Below are 18,477 nucleotides of genomic sequence, written 5' to 3' on the forward strand. Positions count from 1 at the left end.
AACCGACAGGTTCTGTGGGTTTCTCATCCGATTCCCCGGACGGTGGAGGAGAGGACGCTCAACATCAACGGGGCGACGCCGACGAGCAGGAAAGCCGGAAGGACGCAGATCCCGAGCGGGAGCATGAGCCGGGTGGCCAGCGCTGCGGCCGCGAGTTGCGCCGCCGAGCGCGCATCGCGGCGAGCCTGGTCAGCTTCGCTGCGGAGCAGATCCGCTGCAGGCACCCCGGCGGCGCGCGACAGGGCCAATACCCCTGCGACGGCTGCTGATTCATCGCGAGCATCCGGCGTTCGGGTATCTGCCGTCTCGCTCGGCCGAAACGCGGCGAGCGCTGAGTCGACCACGGCGAGCGCACGGTCGACGGATGCCCCCGACGACATCGCGATCGCGGTGAGGTCGATGGCAAGGCCGGGTGCTGTCGACCGGGGTGTCGACCGTCTCACCAGGGCGGCGGACCATCGCCAAGCGGCGAGCATGAGCAGCATTGCCCCGGTCAGGCAGACGAGGCCGGGAACGGTGCCGACGAGCGTACCGAGCGTGTCGAAGCCGAGCAGGAGGCCGAATAGCAGCCCGACGACGGGCAGGATCATCACCAGCCGGGAGGTGGAGCGCGGTCCAGCCAGCGCTGCTTCGATGTCTCGCTGGGCCTGGCCCAGCGATCGCTGCGAACGTGCGAGCTCATGCAGGCAGGCGGCCAGCGGTGCACCGGTCTCGATGGCCACAGACCACGCCGCGGCAACGGAGAGCCAGGCATCCGCTGCCGGGCCGGGATGCGTCGAACGTCCGAAGCGGGAGGATCCGCGTCCCAGCACCGTGGTCGCGATCGTGCGCGCAACATCGTCGCCGGTCTCAGCCGCCGCGGCCGCTGCGCCGAGCACCGCCCCGACGTGGGCCGGGTCGCGATCCCGCCGCTCGGTGCGAGCGCGATGGAGAACCGGGCGCGAGGGGCGAGTCCGGCGTCGCCCCCGCTTCGCTTCGTCCACACCGACGGCACCGGGCTCAGCGGAGTGAGGAGGAGAACCGTCCGGGGTCGCGCCGGCGGATCCCGCCGCCAGGTACCCCCACGCAGCCGATGGCGCAACTCCGGCAGCGAGAAGCACGGCGAGCCGCTCCGTCACCGCGGCGACGCGCTCGATCGGCGGCGAGTGATCGGGAGAGCGCGCTCGTCGGGTCATCACGCGGGGCCCTCGGCGAGAATCGTCAGCCTCCCGCTCGGGTCGAGACCGAACCGCCCCACCTGGGCCAGCCGCCGGATGCCTCCCTCGCGCTCCAGGTGCAACACGAGGCCGATGGCGCTCACCGTCTGCCGGGCGACGGCATCCGCGGTCATGCCCGCGAGCGCGCCGAGCGCCTCGACGCGCGCCGGAACGTCGCGAAGAGAGTTCGCGTGCAGGGTTCCTGCACCGCCGTCATGCCCGGTGTTCAGGGCGGCGAGCAACTCGCGCACTTCGGCTCCTCGGCACTCACCGACGACGAGCCGGTCAGGCCGCATCCGCAGGGCCTCGCGCAGCAACCGTTCGAGCCCGATGGCCCCCGCGCCCTCCAGATTCGCCTGCCGGGACTCGAGTGACACGAAATGCGGATGCCGCACACCGAGTTCGGCGACGTCCTCGATCGCGACGATCCGCTCGCCGGGTGGCGCCTCAGCGAGCAGCGCGCCGAGAAGTGTGGTCTTGCCTGAGCCTCCTGCTCCGGTCACGAGAAGGTTTGTGCGGTCCCGCACGGCTGCACGGAGGCGATCGAGCACCACAACGGGGTCTGAACCGAACATGTCCGCGACAGCCAGGTCGGCGAGCCCGAACCTCTGCACCTGCGGAACCCGGATGCTGAGCAGCGTCCCGCACACGGACACCGGCGGCAGTACCGCGTGAACCCGGATGCCACCCTGCAACCGGACGTCGACGCACGGCGTCGCCTCGTCGATATGTCGTCCGCCGAGCGCGATCAGCCGTACCGCGAAGTCACGCAGAGGGCGCTCGGCCATGGACCATGCCCCGTCGCGCTCCAGTCCGGAACCGCGGTCGACCCAGAGTCCACCGTCGCCGTTGACGAAGAGATCCGTGACATTCGCACCCATGAGGTACGGGGCCAGCGGACCGAACTCCGCTGCCGTCCGCATCCGGGCCATTCGCACGTCGGCAAGCTCAGCGGAACCGGCCCGGGCAGCCGAGTCGTGGTGCCGTGAGAGCCGCTCGACGACGTTACCCGCGGACGCCGCCTGCACTCCGTCACCTGACCGCGAGGACGCCTGACCTTGCGCGGGAGCATCGCCGCGGGTCACCGATGGCCGGCCCTCCCTCGGCGCGGTGAGCATCGCACCGAGCATCGGTTCGGCAACGAATCGATCCGTCATGCAGCAACAGTAGAAAGACGGCGCCACGCGAAGAGGGATCGGGATGGCATCCGTGGACAACACCGGACTCGCGGGGCGATGTGGAGGATTCGCGGCCAGGAAAGACCAGCGGAAAATTAGAGGGCGACACCCATTGGGGGGAATGGATGCCGCCACACGCGACGCTCGATTGGGGGGAATCTGTACGTCGCACGCACGAATTAAGAATTCGGCCGAGCCCAAGTGTACGCGCAAAAGACGCCCGTGCAAGCCCTGCGGAGCGCCATCCGGTCCCCCAAAGAGTGGACACGTGAAATCACGCCGTTTTTGCATGGTGGAGACCCCACAATTGGGGTCCCGTCGATCAGAGTACAGTCTGTATAAGTCACACAGTTGTGGCACCGTGAACCAGTCGCGAAGGAGCGAGTAGACACAAGATGAATACGCAAATCGACAATCTCCTGCACGAATACCGCAAGTTTCCCCCGAGTGAGAAGTTCTCCCGAGAAGCAGAGGTGAGCGCGGATCTCTATGACGAGGCAAAAGCCGACCGTCTGGAGTTCTGGGCCCGGCAGGCACGCGAGTTGCTGCACTGGGACACCCCATTCACCCGCACCCTCGACTGGACCAACCCTCCGTTCGCGAAATGGTTCGACGACGGCAAGCTCAACGTCGCATACAACTGCCTCGACCGGCACGTCGAAGCCGGCAACGGGAGCCGCGTCGCCTTCCACTGGGAGGGCGAGCAGGGCGACACCCGCACCGTCACGTACGCCGAACTCACCGAAGAGGTCAAGCGCGCAGCGAACGTTCTCGCCGGTCTCGGCATCGGCCAGGGCGACCGGGTCGCGATCTACCTGCCGATGATCCCCGAGGCCGTCATCTCGATGCTCGCTGTCGCCCGGCTGGGCGCCGCGCACTCCGTCATTTTCGGCGGATTCAGTGCCGACAGCATCCGTTCCCGCGTTGATGACGCGAGCGCCAAGCTCGTGATCACCGCCGACGGTGGCTGGCGCAAGGGGAAGGTCTCTGCGCTCAAGCCGGCGGTGGATGCCGCGCTCGAGGCCCGCGGCGACCTCGGCCCCCAGGAGACGGTCACCAACGTCCTCGTCGTGAAGCGCGGCGAGAACGAGGTCGACTGGACCGAGAACCGTGACCTCTGGTGGCATGACGAGATGGCGAAGGCGAGCGCAGAACACGACGCCGAGGCGTTCGAAGCGGAGAACCCGTTGTTCATCCTCTACACGTCAGGCACCACCGGAAAGCCCAAGGGCATTCTGCACACCTCGGGTGGATACCTCACCCAGTGCGCCTTCACCCACAAGGCCGTCTTCGACCTCAAGCCGGAGTCCGACGTGTTCTGGTGCACCGCTGACGTCGGCTGGATCACCGGACACAGCTATGTCGTCTACGGTCCGCTCGCGAACGGCACCACGCAGGTGCTGTACGAGGGAACCCCAGACACCCCGCACCCCGGTCGCTGGTGGGAGATCATCGAGAAGTACAAGGTGACGACCTTCTACACCGCGCCCACCGCCATCCGTTCGTTCATGAAGCTGGGTCGGAAGATCCCGAAGAAGTTCGACCTTTCATCGATCCGCCTGCTCGGTTCGGTGGGCGAACCCATCAACCCTGAGGCGTGGATGTGGTACCGCAAGGTGATCGGCGCGAAGGCTGCGCCCATTGTCGACACCTGGTGGCAGACCGAGACCGGCGCGATCATGATCTCGGCGCTTCCCGCTGTGACGGAGACCAAACCAGGCAGTGCGCAGGTGCCGATCCCCGGGATCGCGATCGATGTCGTCGACGAGGCGGGTGTGCCGGTCGGAGCCGACAGCGGTGGACTGCTCGTCGTCACCGAGCCCTGGCCGGCGATGCTGCGCGGCATCTGGGGAGACCCGGAGCGCTACAAGGAGACCTACTGGGAGAAGTTCGGCGACAAGTACTTCGCCGGTGACGGGGCGCGCCTCGACCACGAGGGCGACATCTGGCTGCTCGGCCGGGTGGACGACGTGATGAACGTCTCGGGCCACCGCCTCTCGACCGCCGAGATCGAGTCGGCGCTCGTCGCCCACCCCTTCACCGCTGAGGCCGCCGTTGTTGGCGCGAGCGATGAGACGACAGGGCAGGCCGTTGTCGCGTTCGTCATCATCAAAGAGAGCATGCTCGAGGAATCAGCCGCGGTGGAGGACATCGCGGCGGTTCTCCGGTCACACGTGGGTGAGCAGATCGGCCCGATCGCCCGCCCGCGCGACGTGTTTGTCGTCAACGAGCTGCCGAAGACCCGGTCGGGCAAGATCATGCGGCGATTGCTGCGTGACGTTGCCGAGGGTCGCGAGGTCGGCGACACGACGACGCTTGCCGACACGACGGTGATGCAGATCATCACGGGTCAGGTGACGGCGAAGTAGCCGCTACAGGAGATCGCACGATTTGCAGGATGCTTTCAAGCATTTCTCCCTGTAAATCGTGCGATCTCCTGTTTAACGAGCGACCCAAGAGAGCGGATGCCGGGTCACGCGGCCAGGTGCAGCCCTTGCGCCATGGCAGCAAGGATCGTCGACTCGACGTAGGCCCAGTTACCGACGATCTGCGCATAGTCAAACCTGAGAACCGTGTAACCCATCAGTGTGAGTCGTGCGTCTTGACGGAGATCCCGCCGGCGTTGCTCCGCGCTGGAGTGCGGGCCGTAACCGTCGATCTGAAGAATGAGACGATCGCCGATGATGCCATCGACAGGGTGGTCATCGATGACCACCTGCTGTCGCAACGCGATACCGATTCGCGCGAGCCTCAATCGCGGGATCGTCTCGATTCCGGAATCGGAGAACGCCGTGGCAGCGGCGCGTGCAGCCCGGAACCGCCGTGATCTCGTGGCTATTCGCTCCAGGTGACCGGCAGTGATCTTCTTCAACCGGAGCGCCGAATCGAGAACGACAACGGCGGATTCAAACGGCTGGCATTCAGCCACCTGCACCAGGACGTTCTCCAGCGGCTCTGTGAGCCACGGGCCACTCACGGCGACCGGACCCACCGCCCAGTGAGCCACGGCATCCGTGGGGATGTTGTGTCGGCTAGCGTGAGCTGGGAGCGAGAGGTGAGTCGCGGCATCCCCAGCGACCCACAGGCCGAGACGTTGAGCGGCGGTGAGACACGTCAGCCGAGCGCCGGAGCGAGCAGCGAGCAGCAACTCCGGATCACAGTCAGGTAAAGCTATCCAGTCTCTGCGCACTCGCATCAGCGGACCGGATGCTATCGCCGTCCGAATCCCGTACGTCGTTGCACCGGCCCGGATGAGATCGCTCGAATGGGCGATTCGCCCGTGCCGTCGAACCCAATCTTCGATGTCCATCATCCGACACTGGCGGACCTCAGCGGCCGATCGGAGATTCAGGGCGAGTTCGTTGATCGTCCGCGGCAATGTTCACCCTGTGGAGGGCAGCCGGCGTCGAACGCAAAACAGGAGATCACACGGTTCACAGGAGAAGAAACCGGAAAGGATCCTGATAATCCTGCGATCTCCGGTAGAGGTGCGGGGGGCGGGGCGCTACGCGGTACGGATGCCTGAAGCGGCGCGCTACCTGTTTGGCTGCGACCCGTCACTCAGCCGGGACGCTGATCGCAGCGATGCGGCGGTGGGCGCTGCGGAAGGTCTCGGGGTCGAAATAGACCTCACCATCGACCTCGCGAGCGTGCCGCTGCACCTCGTCCCCCAGCGCGATCGAGAGAGCGACCGTCAACCGCGCCTCGGTTTCATGCTCCGCGTCCGGCAACCGGGCCAGCTCAGGGTGAGCATCGAGCCATGTCTTGATCACGGTCACCAAACGCTCTCGGCTGTCATGACTGGACCAGGAGACAGCCGTGGTGAGTCCCGGCTCGCGCACAAACAGGGCAAGCCGGCGCTGGGTGACGGTGTCCTCAGGCTCACCGCGGACGGATTCAATCACGATCAGGCTCGCAGCAACGACAAGATCATGGGGATGCCGCGTCAGGATGCGCTCGGTCAGGACGGGGTCATAGTCGAGCGCCGAACCGAAGATGGCCTCGTCGAGGGAATCGAAGTAGTTGAAGAACGTGCTCCGGGAAACCAGAGCCGTCGCACAGACCCTGTCGACCGTGACTGCCCCAACGCCTTCGTCGTAGGCAAGGTCGACCGCAGCCTTCTCCATCGCACGCCTGGTGGCGCGCCTTTTGATCTCTCGAAGCCCTTCGGCCATGCTGCCCCCTTGTCACCATCCCCAGTTCATCATACAAACGAAAAACTTGACTTGCGTCCAAGTATGGACACCGTCCATAATTAAACCATCATGATTCCGGATACCAGGGGCACTGCATCCGGCAACCATGAATGCGTCATGGTCCGCGGGTTCCGGGGGCACGGCATCCGCTGACCATGACGCACACACACCGATTCAGGTAGCGCCCGCCGATCCCGGGAAGCACCGCGCACCTGAACCCATGACGAGTGCCCGATCCATCGATCTGGCACTCCGGTTCGTCGAGGGCGAGTCCCCCGCTTCGCCCTCGACGAACCACCCTTCGGTGCAACACGATCCGAAGGCGTGACGGCGAGACGACGTGACGGCGCGACGGGCTACGCGAACGCGACCACGAGCTCCACTTCGACGGGCGCATCGAGCGGCAGGACGGCCACGCCGACCGCGGAGCGAGCGTGAACGCCCGCGTCGCCGAAGATCTCGCCGAGAAGGGTCGACGCGCCATTGACGACGCCCGGCTGGCCGGTGAATGACGCGTCGGATGCCACGAAGCCGGTCACCTTCACGACTTGGGTGACGCGGTCGAGCGAGCCGATCACGCTCTCGATGGCCGCAAGTGCGTTGAGTGCGCACGTCGCCGCGTAGGCCTGTGCACCCTCGGCAGAAACGGAGGTGCCGACCTTTCCGGTGGCGGGAAGGGATCCGTCCACGAACGGCAACTGGCCGGATGTGTAAACGAGATTGCCCTGCACGACGGCGGGAACGTAGGCGGCAACCGGTGCCGCGACGGTGGGGAGGGTGAGTCCGAGCTCAGCGAGCCGATCCGCGATGCGCGACATCAGGCATCCGCAATGGGGCGCTTGAGGTAGGCGACGAGGCCGCCCTCGGGGCCGGTGATGACCTGGACCAGCTCCCAGCCGTCGCTCCCCCAGTTGTTGAGGATCGCGGCGGTGTTATGGATCATCAGCGGTGTGGTGATGTACTCCCAGCGGGGCATGTTTTCCTCTTGTTTGTGCGGGTGGAGGCGGTTTTACAGATTTGTCACTTAAACTCGATCCTATGCCTGAACAAAAACGCACGGGTAGAGGTGTGCTCGGGGGTCTCCTCGGGTTCATCGGCCTGAGTGCTGCCGCCGGACTTCTCGTCACCGCCGCAGTCACCCCTGCCCTCGCAGTAACCGGTATCACCGCCAACAACGCCATCAGCGTGTTCGATGGACTGCCCGATTACCTCAAGGTCGGACAGTCGATGGAGAAGACCAACATCTTCGCCCAGACGTCTGACGGCAAGCCCGTGCTCCTGGCCTCGTTCTTCGACCAGAACCGTGAAGAAGTGGAGTGGGAGCAGGTCTCCCAGTTCGCGAAGGACGCCGCCGTCTCAGCAGAAGACCCGCGTTTCTACACGCACAGCGGCATCGACGTGATGGGCACGACTCGCGCGATCCTCAAGACCTATGTCATCGGTGGATCCACCCAGGGCGGCTCCTCGATCACGCAGCAGTACGTGAAGAACGTCCTCATCCAGCAGTGCGAGATCGACTCCCAGTCAGACGAAGAGCTCCAGGCCTGCGCCGACGAAGCATCAACGGCGCAGGGTGCCGACGGCGCTGCACGCAAGCTCAAGGAGATGCGCTACGCCATCGGCGTCGAGAAGGACTACAGCAAGGACGAGATCCTTCTCGGCTACCTCAACATCGCCAACTTCGGTGCCCGTACTTACGGCATCCAGGCCGCCGCCAAGTACTACTTCGGCACGACCGCAGCCAACCTGACGATCGAGCAGGCGGCAACGCTCATCGCCATCGTCAACTCGCCGTCGGCGCTCCGGATCGACCGCCCGGACAACGAAGTGAACGGTGCAGCGGACGGCTACTCCCGGACTCTCGACCGCCGGAACTATGTGATCAACAAGATGCTCGAAGAGGGCAAGATCACCCCTGAGCAGCACGAGGCCGCCAAGGCCGTACCGATCACGCCCAACATCGTGCAGCCGAGCACCGGATGCACGACGGCCAGCAGCATGGCCTTCTTCTGCGACTACGTCACGCGTGTGATCCAGAAGGACGAAGCGTTCGGCGCAACCCCTGAAGAGCGCGCAGCCACGCTCCGACGCGGCGGACTGCAGGTGTACACGACGCTGGACTACGACCTTCAGGTGTCCGCCGCGAACGCGATCAACGAGTACATCCCGCAGTCGATGGAGAGCACAGACATCGGAACTGCCGCGGTGACTGTTCAGCCCAAGACCGGCCGGATTCTCGCGATGGCACAGAACAAGACCTACAGCAACAACGCTGCCCTGTCTGAAGCAGACAATGCGTACACCTCCGTCAACTACAACACCGACCGCGACTACGGCGGGTCGAGTGGGTTCCAGGTCGGCTCGACGTTCAAGGCATTCATTCTCGTCGACTGGCTCAAGAACGGGCACTCGCTGCGGGAGTCCGTGAGCGGATCGAAGCGCACGTTCTCGAAGTGGAACTACAACAGCTGTGACGGTGGAACCCAGACGATTCCGTACACGCCGAAGAACTACGACGGAACGAGCCCGGGATCGATCACGCCGATCGACGCGACACGACGTTCCGTGAACACCGCTTTCATCGCGATGGCACAGAAGCTCGACATCTGCGAGATCTTCAAGACGGCGGACGATCTCGGCGTCCACCGCGCCGATGGCAAGGACATGGACAAGTTCCCGGCGACACTGCTCGGGGCCAACGAAATCGCGCCTCTCTCCCTCGCCACGGCGATGGCCGGCGTTGCCGCTGAGGGCGTCAGTTGCACGCCCATCGCGATCGACAAGGTACTCGGCCCCGATGGTGAAGAAATAGCACCGCCGAAGAGCACCTGCACCCAGGCGATCACCCCCGAGGTTGCACGGACCGCGGCGTACGCCATGGAGACGGTCTTCGATGGCGGCGGAACCGCTTCTCGCGCGGCGGTCTCAGGTGCTCCCCTCATGGGCAAGACTGGTACCGCTGACGACGCGGTCCACTCCTGGATCACCGGTGGCACCTCGAACGCCATCACGTCGCTGTGGGTCGGCAACGTCAAGGGCAAGAAGAGCATGTATGACGTCTACGTCAAGAGGGGCGTCAGCGGCTTCAGCGCGAAGTTCGGCATCTTCTCGAACATCCTCCGGACCTCGATCGACAGGTACGGCGGAGAAGGATTCGGCCAGCCGGACGACGCGCTGATCCGGGCCAAGCAGGTGCGGGTCCCGGATGTCGCCGGCCAGTCGGTTGAAGCCGCTGAAGCGACGCTGCGGGCGGCAGGTTTCGGTACCCAGGTAGGTGACCCGGTCGGGTCGAGCGTCGGAGCAGGACTCGTCGCATCCACAAGCCCGGGTGCTGGCTCGTCCGTCTCCACCGGATCGACAATCACGCTGCGACCGTCGACGGGCAAGCCGTCGGCAGCCGTACCGAATGTCGTGGGCTCGGCGCCCGAGGCAGCGATCGGAGCGCTGGCCGCGGCCGGATACGCAAACGTCAAGCAAGCATGTACCCCTGACAGCGGCGCGGCGCCCGGACCGGGAGAAGTGACCGCGCAGAACCCTGCGGCAGGAACGGCGGCCGACCCGGCGACCGAAGTAACGATCACCGTCAAGAAGAAAGACTGCGGTTGATCGGCTGGTCAGGCGGCCGGCGGGTCGGGGCGCTCCTCGGCACCCTGGCCCTCGCCGGTGCCGCGACGTTCGCCTGGGGCTCCCTGGTGGAACGCCGACTGTTCACGCTGCGTCGCGAGACCGTTCCTGTGCTGCCGAAAGGCGCGGCATCCGTCACGATCCTGCACCTCAGCGACCTGCACATGGCACCGTGGCAGAAGGACAAGCAGGAGTGGGTTCAGTCCCTTGCCCTGCTGAAGCCCGACCTCATCGTCGACACGGGTGACAACCTCGGGCACGCCGACGGCATCCCGGGCATCGAGCGAGCCTTCGCAGACTTCGGCGGCATCCCGGGACTCTACGTGCACGGCTCGAACGATTATTTCGGTCCGATGCGCAAGAACTGGCTGAACTATCTCACCGGCCCGTCGAGTTCCGGCCGCGGGCCGGAGGCACCCCGCAAGCGCAACCTGGACACGGATCGCCTCGAGACGTTCTTCACGGATGCCCTCGGCTGGCAGAACCTGAACAACGCGGTCGGCAGCGTCACCATCAACGGCACTCGCTTCGATGTCTTCGGCGTGGACGACCCGCACATCGGGGCCGACCGGCTCGACCTGCTCACCGGACTGCTCGACAGCCAGCAGGACGATGAGACGCTCGAGACAGCGGATGCCGGACTGCAGCACGTCGTGAATATCGGCGTCGTCCACGCGCCGTACCAGCGGGTGCTGAACTCGTTCGTGAACCACGGCGCCGACCTCATCCTCGCCGGGCACACCCACGGCGGGCAGGTCTGCGTCCCCGGCTACGGCGCGCTCGTCACCAATTGCGACATCCCCCGCGACCAGGTCAAGGGACTGAGCCTATGGCGCCACGCCCTGCGGTCGGCTTTCCTGCACGTGAGCGCTGGTCTCGGAACCTCCATCTACGCACCGGTACGGTTCGCCTGCCGGCCGGAAGCGACCCTGCTGACGCTTGTGGCTCGCGACACGAAGTAGGTTTCTTCCCGCGGCGAGGTCGGATGCCGCCACGAACGCACAACAGGAGATCGCACGTTCCACAGGAGACAATCGCCGAAAGCATCCTGCGAATCGTGCGATCTCCTGTTTCCGCCCCGACGCGCAACAAAAAGACCGTCCGGTTCCTGATGGAACCGAACGGTCTGACTGTCGGGGTGGCGGGATTCGAACCCACGACCTCTTCGTCCCGAACGAAGCGCGCTACCAAGCTGCGCCACACCCCGATTGGCCCGGAGGCCTCAATAAGAATAGCCGATAAATGCCGGCACCGATGACAGAGGGGTCAGCGGCGTCCGAGGCCCCGATACGTCCAGCCCGCCGCTCGCCAGGCATCAGCGTCGAGGGCGTTCCTGCCGTCGACGACCAGCGGATGCGCAACGGTTGCGAGCAGCGCTGACGGGTCGAGGGCGCGGTAGTGCTTCCACTCGGTGAGCAGCACGACGGCATCGGCTGATTCAAGTGCCTCGTCGAGCGTGCCGAAGGTGAGCTGCGGGTGCAGGCGGCGCGAGTTCGGGATCGCTTCCGGGTCCGTCGCGACGACGTTGGCACCCAAGCCGTTGAGCTGCACGGCGACGTCGAGCGCCGGGGAGTCCCGCACGTCGTCGCTGTCCGGCTTGAATGCGAGCCCGAGGACAGCGACCTTCTTGCGGAAAACGCTGCCGCCCAGTTCTTCGACGACGACGTCGACAGCACGTTGCCTGCGCCGGAGGTTGATCGCGTCGACCTCCTTGAGGAACGCCACGGACTCTCCCCTGCCGAGCTCTTCGGCGCGTGCGGTGAACGCCCGGATGTCTTTCGGCAGGCATCCACCGCCGAAGCCCACGCCCGCGTTGAGGAACCGGCGGCCGATCCGTGAGTCGTAGCCGAGGGCATCCGCGAGCTGGGTGACGTCGGCGCCGGTCACCTCGGCGATCTCGGCCATCGCATTGATGAAGGAGATCTTGGTGGCGAGAAAAGCGTTCGCGGCGACCTTGACGAGCTCGGCCGTGGCGTAATCGGTGACGACGACGGGGGTGTCTGCCGCGACAGCCGTGGCGTACACCTCATTAAGAAGGCCGACGGATGTTTCGTGCCCGGCGCCGATTCCATACACGAGCCGATCGGGAGCGACCGTGTCCTTCACGGCGTATCCCTCGCGCAGGAACTCCGGGTTCCATGCCAGCATCGCACCGGTCGCCTCGACGGACGGAGCGAGCCGGGCGGCGGTCCCCACCGGCACCGTCGACTTCCCCACGAGAAGGTCGCCGGGCGCCACGTGCGGAAGCAGGGCGGCGAACGCGGCATCGACGTAGGTCAGGTCGGCGGCGCCGCTGGTTTTCAGTTGGGGCGTGCCGACCGCGATGAAGTGCACCCGGCTGCCGGCGGCATCCGCGATGTCTGTGCTGAACCGCAGGCGTCCTGCCTCGAGCCCGTCCAGAAGGAGCTGCGGCAGTTCGGGTTCGAAGAACGGCGCGCGGCCCGCGGAGAGTGCCTCGATCTTCTCGGCGTCGACGTCGACTCCGACGACATCGTGCCCGAGGGACGCCATGGACGCCGCGTGCACAGCACCGAGATAGCCGCAGCCGATCACAGAGATCTTCATGAGTCGAGCCTATCGAGCGGGAATGAACGGCCGGTGTACCCGGTGGATCAGCCGGGCACGCAGACCGCGTAGACCCCGGTGCGGAGCGGGATGTCGGCGCACGCTGACTCGAGCGCGGTTTCGAACGCAGCGAGCCCCGCCTCGGAGCGGTCGTAGTTCGCGTAGACCCGTGTGGTCACCTCGAAACCCGGAGCGTCGGTGAGGGCCGCTCGCGCACCGGACAGCACGACCACGGAGATCTCCGGACCCCAGGAACTCGCGAACTGCTCTTCGCCGAGCCCCGCGATCTCGGCGGCGGCAGCACGCTGCGCACCCAGGGTCTCCCCGTACCGCACATGGTCGGCGATGCCGATATGCCCTCGCACCTGCACGACAAGAGTCGTGGCCAGGAGCACGGATGCCGCAACGGCCACGGCGCGCAATCCCATCCGCCACGCGCGCAGGGCCGGAGTCGCGCGCCAGAGCAGCCGGATGCCGAGCACGAAGAACGCGGCGAGGACGGGCACACACGCGAACAAGCCGGGCGACGGGTGCCGGATCCACACCGGCAGGTGGCTCGACACCATCCACCAGCCCAGCCAGGTCGCGAGCCCGACGAGGGTCGCCGACAGAAGCACGAGAAGTTCCCGCGCGGATGCCTCGGTGGCGGCAGCGGAAGTCGCGTTCCGCTCCGGGGCGAGATCCGCCTGGCGGGCGATCGGCAGCATCCGCCGGCGCGCGAGCACAAGCACGAGAACCCCGACGGCGATGAACGCGGCAACGACAGAAACGGTCAGCGGGACCGGCGAGAACCAGGAGTCGAACAGCCCGATCATCTTGGACGCCGGCGCGACCTGTGCGTCACCCTGCCCGCCGGAGCGGAGGAAATACCAGAACTCCCGAGTGACGTTGACCCAGCCGCCGAACCCGAGGGCGAGAATCTTCCAGAGTTCGACGAGGAGGATCGGGACGAGCGCGAACACCCCGCAGAACAGCACGCGCCAGAACCGGCGCAGGAGCGGCGAACCTGGCACCGTGAAGAATGCTCCGACGGCGATGGCCGGCACCGCGAGAAGCCCGATCGCCTTCGACTCGAGCGCGAGGCCGACCAACAGCCCGGCGAGCCACGGCCTGGTCCGGTAGACGTACAACGCCCAGACGATGAAGGCCGCCGTCGGCACCTCACCGAGGATGTCGATCGGTGTCTGAATCGGCGATGCCGAATCCCACGTGTTGAGCCCAAGGGGAACGGTGACGGCGACGAGTCCCGCCCAGCGCCCGGCGATCCGGCGGCCGAGCAACCACAATCCGACGAGGAGTGCGGCGTAGAACAGCAGCATCACGGCTCGCCCACCGATCACCGGGTCTACTCCGAGCGCAAGCACAGCGGCGATCGGCAGGAGCACGACGGGGCCGGTCGAGATCCTCGGGTCGAACGGAGCGAGCTGGCTCCCGGAGAGAGTGCCGTCGCTGGTATAGCCGAGTCCATTGAGGAGATTGATCGGGACCGTGAGGTTGAATGCTTCGTCTTCCCACAGTCGCATCACCGTGAAGCCGGGAACGATCACCCAGAGCTGGGCGACGATCACAAGACCGAAGGCGATCCAGAACAGGACGGATGCCGTGAGCCGGCTCCGCGAAAAACGGCCGGCATCCGCCGTCGCGGTTGCCGGTGCATCCGGAGCCGTCACGGCGGTCCCGCTCATGGCCGGGCGCGACCGGGCTTGAGGCTCACCCGCCACACTTCCGCGATCGCGCGGCGGCTGAAGTCCCGCAGTCGCTTCGGCGGAAGCTTCGGGATGGCGACAGCTTCGCCCCACATCGTTCCGGCTGCGGTCGATCCGCGGCGCGGAATACTCAGCACCTTGACATAGCGCACCACGAAACCCAGCCGACGTTCGGCGAGGGAGAAGTGGACGTGAGGAACGAGCGCGTCCTCCGGAACCACGTCGAGCAACTGCGAGATCGCAGCCGGCCGGTACGCGCGCAACGGAGTGTTGACGTCGGGAATCCGGGAACCAACCACGAGGGCGGCGAGTGCGCCGACGCATCCGGTGAGGGCCGCGCGATACCAGGGGTCGGTCCGCTTCTGCCGCACTCCGTGCACGACTTCCACGCCGGGCAACTGCAACGCCTTGAGGATCCGCGGAAAGTCGGTGCCGAGGAACTGGCCGTCCCCGTCGACGTGCACGAGGGCATCCGGCGCGAGGGCGAGCCCCGCGCGATACGCGGCGAGCGCTGTCGGCCCGTGCCCGCGGTTGTCCTCGGCGGTTACGACGACGAGTTGGGGAAGCTCTTTCTCCAGCGAGGTCAGAACGGATGCCGTCTGGTCGGTCGAGCGGTCATTGACGACGATCAGGCTGACCCGCTCCGCGAGCGGAGTGATGTGCTCCAAAATCTCATCGAGGAACCCGGGCAGGCCCTCAGCCTCGTTGTACGCGGGCATGACCACGGCGAGATGTTGCAGCGACACGGAACTCCCGGACTTCGACAAAAATGGGCTGTCGCTAAGCGTAGTCCAGCGGATGCGCCGGCTCAGCGACGTGTGCGTGCGAAGAACTGGAAGCGGTCTCCCCGGAACACGGACCGTGTCCATTCGACCGGTACTCCGTCCGCGTCCAGACCGCGGCGGAAGATCAGGAGTAAGGGCGCGCCCATTTCGATGCCGAGGAGACGCGCGTCGTCCGGTCCGCCGACCATCGTTCCGACGGTGTCTTCGGCCTCGACGATCTCGATGCCGTAGCACGTACTGAGAACCGCGTAGAGGGAAGGGTTGTCTTCGAGCTGACCCGGCAGGTCCGGGAACAGTCCGGGGATGTAGGCCGCCTCATGCGCGAGGGGTTCCCCATCGATGAGGCGAACGCGAGCGACGCGGGTGAGGTCCGACTCGACGGGAACGCGGAGTTGTTCTGCCAGATGGGCGTCGGCGACGACGCGTTCTACCCCGAGCGTGAACGACGCGCTCGCGAGGTTTTGTGCACGGGCATCCTCGGAAAAGGACGTGAGCTGACGCAAATAGGTCGGACGCGGGGCAGAAACGAACGTCCCCTTTCCCTGCCTCCGGGTGAGCACCCCTTCGGCGACAAGTTCGGCGATCGCCTGCCTGACCGTGGTGCGGGAGGTACCGAACGTGACGGCGAGGGCGCGCTCGGTGGGCAGCACGGCACCGGGGCCCGCCTCGGCTGCCAGCAGACGCAGATCTTCCTTGACCGCATAGTATTTCGGTGGGCGCGGCACCAGTGGGGGCATTCCCTGATCGTATTGCTCCCCCTTTGGTTGGTCTAGTCCAATCCATTGACACCGGATTCGGTTCGATGTAAGAATGTCGAATCGATTCGAATCGAATCGATTCGACTCACATTCCCTCGGGAACCGGAAGGAACTATCGCGATGCTTGCACCACAGAGGTCACGGCCGCTGGCCGTGACGATCGGCGCGGGACTCTCCCTCGCCCTCATGTTGTCCGCATGTTCGGGAAGCCCGGAAGGCGGGGACTCCGCCGACGGCACGATCGACGTTTGGGCCCACAGCGGCCAGGCGTCGGAAGCAGCAGCGTTGGAGACTCTCGTCAAGGAGTTCAACTCCTCACAGGACGACGTGACCGCCAAGCTGACCCTCATCCCCGAAGCTGACTACACCAGCACGATCCAGGCAACGTCGCCGGATGAGCTGCCCGATGTCATGGAGATGGACGCGCCGACCATGGCCGCGTTCGCGTATGACCGCAAGCTCATCCCTCTGGAGGATGTCGTCTCGTCCGAGACGCTCGACAACCGGATCAGCGGTGTCAAGGAAAGTGGCACGTACAACGACGCCACCTATGCAGTCGGCTTGTTCGATGTCGGACTGGGCCTCTGGGGGAATAAGACTCTCCTCGCTGAAGCGGGCATCGAAGCCCCGACCACAGCGGATGAAGCGTGGACCGTCGAGGAATTCCGCACAAACCTCGCCAAGCTCGCTGAGGTCTCACCGTCTGGAAAGGCTATCGACCTCGGAGAAGCCAACGGCTTCGCTGCCGAGTGGGGAACCTTCACGACCACACCGAACATCTGGTCGGCGGGTGGCACCCTGATGAAGGACGGCAAGGCAGATGGCGTGCTCAACAGCCAGGAGAACGTCGACGCGCTCGAAGAGTGGGCTTCGTGGAAAGAGTTCGCGGACCCCAACACCAGCGGTAGCGCGTTCCCCGATGGACAGACTGCTCTGACCTGGACCGGAAACTGGATGTACCCCACGTTCAGCGAGGCACTGGGCGACGACCTCGCGCTCATGCCGCTGCCTGACTTCGGTAACGGAACGAAGGCCGGCCACGGATCGTGGCAGTGGGGCGTCACGCCCGCGGCCGAGGGAAACACCGAAGCTGCTGGCTCGTTCCTCGACTTCCTCCTCACCGATGAGAGCATCGCCGCAATGGTCGAGGCGAACGCCGCAGTACCCGGAAGCACCACCGCCCTCGAGCAGAGCGAACTCTACGGACCGGGCAAGCCGCTCGAACTGTTCGCGACCAACCTCGAGTCCGCCTGCAGCTCGGACGACGTCTCCGCTGACTGCATCGCTGTCGCACGCCCCGTGACGCCCGGCTACCCCACGGTGACGAGCTCCTTCGGCAGTGCCCTCCTTGCGATCTGGGGAGGAGCGGACGTGCAGGGTGAACTCGATTCAGCTGCCCGCGCGATCGACTCCGACTTCTCGGACAACAACGGATACCAGGACGAGTAACCAACAGGAAGCGGGGCCTCACGGGCCCCGCTTCCCTGTCAGAGGAGCATCTCATCGCTACTACAACAGGTCTCATTCCCCCGAAGGCACCGGCGGTAAACCGGCGGCCCCGAAAGAAGACCCGATCCGGGCGCTTCGCGGGACCTCTCATGGCCTCGCCCGCCCTGCTCCTTCTGGCACTGTTCGTTGCCGTACCGTTCGTGGCAGCGATCTGGTTCTCTCTCCACAACGTCCGGCTGGGAGACCCCCGAGCTCCATCGTTCATGGGGATCACGCAGTATGTCCGAATCCTCACAGACCCGGACGTCTCCCGGCAGTTCATCGACGCTCTGCTGCACAACCTGATCTTTGCCGCAGTTGTCGTGCCGGTTCAGACCGCGCTCGCGCTCTCCCTCGCCCTCCTGGTCAAGAAGAGCATCCCCGGGGTCGGGATCTTCCGCTCCCTGTACTTCCTGCCCGTGGTGTTCCCCATCGCTTTGGTGGCCATCATCTGGCGCCTCATCCTCGCCCGCGGCGACCAGGGCCTGCTCAACTCGGCACTGTCGTTCTTCTCGGGTGGCGCCTTCGGCTCTCAGGACTGGCTGGGTTCCGAACTCACCGCATTGGCCTCGGTGATCGTCCTGTCGATCTGGCAAGGCTGCGGATTCCAGATGGTCATCCTCCTCGCGGCGTTGCAGCAGGTTCCTGCCGAACTCTACGAGGCAGCCGAGCTCGATCGCGCCAGCGCATGGCAGCGCTTCGTCCACGTCACCGTCCCCGGCATCAAGCCCACCCTGGTTTTCGTTGCGCTCTACACGATGATTCTTTCGTTGCGGGTCTTCGACCAGATCTACGTGCTCGCCAAATCCGGCGGCGGACTCAACGAGGGCGCAACGCGCACGGTCATGTACGAGGCCGTCACCGCCGCCTTCGATGAGAACAACATCGGCCGCGCGAGCGCCATCTCCGTGGTCTTCTTCGTCATCGTCGTCATCCTGTCCGTAATCCAGCGCCGCGCCACCAGCGAAAAGGAGAGCTGAG

15 protein-coding genes and 1 tRNA gene are annotated in these 18,477 nt (G+C 65.6%); 5 read left to right on the plus strand and 11 right to left on the minus strand.

The features are described 5' to 3' along the window. Nucleotides 1–23: 23 nt before the first annotated feature. Nucleotides 24–1,175: a type II secretion system F family protein gene (locus tag D9V29_RS01370; RefSeq protein ID WP_121671540.1), complete on the minus strand. Its 1,152-nt coding sequence runs from the start codon at nt 1,173–1,175 to the stop codon at nt 24–26. Further along, nucleotides 1,175–2,128 carry a TadA family conjugal transfer-associated ATPase gene (locus tag D9V29_RS01375; protein ID WP_444543322.1) on the minus strand — a complete coding sequence of 318 codons (954 nt, stop codon included), beginning with the start codon at nt 2,126–2,128 and terminating at the stop codon, nt 1,175–1,177. The genes D9V29_RS01370 and D9V29_RS01375 overlap by 1 nt, the downstream gene beginning before the upstream one ends. 641 nt (nt 2,129–2,769) lie before the next feature. Here D9V29_RS01375 and acs point away from each other — a divergent pair. Beyond that, complete coding sequence (acs, locus tag D9V29_RS01380) at nt 2,770–4,743, plus strand: acetate--CoA ligase (protein ID WP_121671541.1); 1,974 nt, start codon at nt 2,770–2,772, stop codon at nt 4,741–4,743. A 104-nt stretch (nt 4,744–4,847) separates the two neighbouring features. Here acs and D9V29_RS01385 read toward each other — a convergent pair whose 3' ends face one another. The 4 genes from D9V29_RS01385 to sp36 form a co-directional block, all read right to left on the minus strand. Beyond that, nucleotides 4,848–5,684, minus strand: coding sequence for an endonuclease domain-containing protein (locus D9V29_RS01385; RefSeq protein ID WP_183084871.1), 837 nt, complete (start codon nt 5,682–5,684; stop codon nt 4,848–4,850). A gap of 247 nt (nt 5,685–5,931) precedes the next feature. Next, nucleotides 5,932–6,549, minus strand: a complete 618-nt coding sequence (locus D9V29_RS01390; protein WP_121671543.1) for a TetR/AcrR family transcriptional regulator — start codon at nt 6,547–6,549, stop codon at nt 5,932–5,934. Nucleotides 6,550–6,926: 377 nt separating this feature from the next. Continuing rightward, nucleotides 6,927–7,388 (minus strand): RidA family protein, encoded by a 462-nt coding sequence (locus tag D9V29_RS01395; RefSeq protein WP_121671544.1) that lies wholly within the window; start codon nt 7,386–7,388, stop codon nt 6,927–6,929. After that, nucleotides 7,388–7,546, minus strand: coding sequence for a Sp36 family protein (gene sp36 / locus D9V29_RS01400; protein ID WP_121671545.1), 159 nt, complete (start codon nt 7,544–7,546; stop codon nt 7,388–7,390). The genes D9V29_RS01395 and sp36 overlap by 1 nt, the downstream gene beginning before the upstream one ends. Nucleotides 7,547–7,608: 62 nt before the next feature. Between sp36 and D9V29_RS01405 the strand changes: the two genes are divergently transcribed. Together D9V29_RS01405 and D9V29_RS01410 are read left to right on the plus strand one after the other, a co-directional pair. Then, nucleotides 7,609–10,176, plus strand: a complete 2,568-nt coding sequence (locus tag D9V29_RS01405; protein ID WP_121671546.1) for a transglycosylase domain-containing protein — start codon at nt 7,609–7,611, stop codon at nt 10,174–10,176. Continuing rightward, nucleotides 10,176–11,156 (plus strand): metallophosphoesterase, encoded by a 981-nt coding sequence (locus tag D9V29_RS01410; protein ID WP_121671694.1) that lies wholly within the window; start codon nt 10,176–10,178, stop codon nt 11,154–11,156. The genes D9V29_RS01405 and D9V29_RS01410 overlap by 1 nt, the downstream gene beginning before the upstream one ends. 171 nt (nt 11,157–11,327) lie before the next feature. Here D9V29_RS01410 and D9V29_RS01415 read toward each other — a convergent pair. The 5 genes from D9V29_RS01415 to D9V29_RS01435 all read right to left on the minus strand — a co-directional run bounded on the left by D9V29_RS01415 (nt 11,328) and on the right by D9V29_RS01435 (nt 15,987). Beyond that, nucleotides 11,328–11,401: transfer RNA gene (locus D9V29_RS01415), tRNA-Pro, on the minus strand. Between the two features lie 59 nt (nt 11,402–11,460). Continuing rightward, complete coding sequence (locus D9V29_RS01420; RefSeq protein ID WP_121671547.1) at nt 11,461–12,759, minus strand: UDP-glucose dehydrogenase family protein; 1,299 nt, start codon at nt 12,757–12,759, stop codon at nt 11,461–11,463. A 47-nt stretch (nt 12,760–12,806) separates the two neighbouring features. Continuing rightward, nucleotides 12,807–14,444 carry a glycosyltransferase family 39 protein gene (locus tag D9V29_RS01425; RefSeq protein ID WP_121671548.1) on the minus strand — a complete coding sequence of 546 codons (1,638 nt, stop codon included), beginning with the start codon at nt 14,442–14,444 and terminating at the stop codon, nt 12,807–12,809. Next, nucleotides 14,441–15,211 (minus strand): glycosyltransferase family 2 protein, encoded by a 771-nt coding sequence (locus D9V29_RS01430; RefSeq protein ID WP_183084872.1) that lies wholly within the window; start codon nt 15,209–15,211, stop codon nt 14,441–14,443. The genes D9V29_RS01425 and D9V29_RS01430 overlap by 4 nt, the downstream gene beginning before the upstream one ends. A gap of 62 nt (nt 15,212–15,273) precedes the next feature. Beyond that, complete coding sequence (locus tag D9V29_RS01435) at nt 15,274–15,987, minus strand: GntR family transcriptional regulator (protein ID WP_121671550.1); 714 nt, start codon at nt 15,985–15,987, stop codon at nt 15,274–15,276. Between the two features lie 141 nt (nt 15,988–16,128). Here D9V29_RS01435 and D9V29_RS01440 point away from each other — a divergent pair, with 141 nt between their 5' ends. Together D9V29_RS01440 and D9V29_RS01445 are read left to right on the plus strand one after the other, a co-directional pair. Next, the gene (locus D9V29_RS01440) at nt 16,129–17,457 is read left to right on the plus strand and encodes an ABC transporter substrate-binding protein (RefSeq protein ID WP_183084873.1); all 1,329 of its coding nucleotides are present in this window, start codon (nt 16,129–16,131) and stop codon (nt 17,455–17,457) included. A 149-nt stretch (nt 17,458–17,606) separates the two neighbouring features. After that, nucleotides 17,607–18,476, plus strand: coding sequence for a carbohydrate ABC transporter permease (locus tag D9V29_RS01445; RefSeq protein WP_121671551.1), 870 nt, complete (start codon nt 17,607–17,609; stop codon nt 18,474–18,476). Nucleotide 18,477 lies beyond the last annotated feature (1 nt).

The organism is Mycetocola manganoxydans (assembly GCF_003667545.1).
Classification (GTDB): domain Bacteria; phylum Actinomycetota; class Actinomycetes; order Actinomycetales; family Microbacteriaceae; genus Mycetocola_A; species Mycetocola_A manganoxydans.

What these genes read in the sequence shown, in the direction of transcription:
- D9V29_RS01370 (WP_121671540.1), bottom strand. Translation starts at nt 1,175, where the DNA reads ATGACCCGACGAGCGCGCTCTCCCGATCACTCGCCGCCGATCGAGCGC.
- D9V29_RS01375 (WP_444543322.1), bottom strand. Translation starts at nt 2,128, where the DNA reads ATGGCCCGGATGCGGACGGCAGCGGAGTTCGGTCCGCTGGCCCCGTAC.
- acs (WP_121671541.1), top strand. Translation starts at nt 2,770, where the DNA reads ATGAATACGCAAATCGACAATCTCCTGCACGAATACCGCAAGTTTCCC.
- D9V29_RS01385 (WP_183084871.1), bottom strand. Translation starts at nt 5,684, where the DNA reads ATGGACATCGAAGATTGGGTTCGACGGCACGGGCGAATCGCCCATTCG.
- D9V29_RS01390 (WP_121671543.1), bottom strand. Translation starts at nt 6,549, where the DNA reads ATGGCCGAAGGGCTTCGAGAGATCAAAAGGCGCGCCACCAGGCGTGCG.
- D9V29_RS01395 (WP_121671544.1), bottom strand. Translation starts at nt 7,388, where the DNA reads ATGTCGCGCATCGCGGATCGGCTCGCTGAGCTCGGACTCACCCTCCCC.
- sp36 (WP_121671545.1), bottom strand. Translation starts at nt 7,546, where the DNA reads ATGCCCCGCTGGGAGTACATCACCACACCGCTGATGATCCATAACACC.
- D9V29_RS01405 (WP_121671546.1), top strand. Translation starts at nt 7,609, where the DNA reads ATGCCTGAACAAAAACGCACGGGTAGAGGTGTGCTCGGGGGTCTCCTC.
- D9V29_RS01420 (WP_121671547.1), bottom strand. Translation starts at nt 12,759, where the DNA reads ATGAAGATCTCTGTGATCGGCTGCGGCTATCTCGGTGCTGTGCACGCG.
- D9V29_RS01425 (WP_121671548.1), bottom strand. Translation starts at nt 14,444, where the DNA reads ATGAGCGGGACCGCCGTGACGGCTCCGGATGCACCGGCAACCGCGACG.
- D9V29_RS01435 (WP_121671550.1), bottom strand. Translation starts at nt 15,987, where the DNA reads ATGCCCCCACTGGTGCCGCGCCCACCGAAATACTATGCGGTCAAGGAA.
- D9V29_RS01440 (WP_183084873.1), top strand. Translation starts at nt 16,129, where the DNA reads ATGCTTGCACCACAGAGGTCACGGCCGCTGGCCGTGACGATCGGCGCG.
- D9V29_RS01445 (WP_121671551.1), top strand. Translation starts at nt 17,607, where the DNA reads ATGGCCTCGCCCGCCCTGCTCCTTCTGGCACTGTTCGTTGCCGTACCG.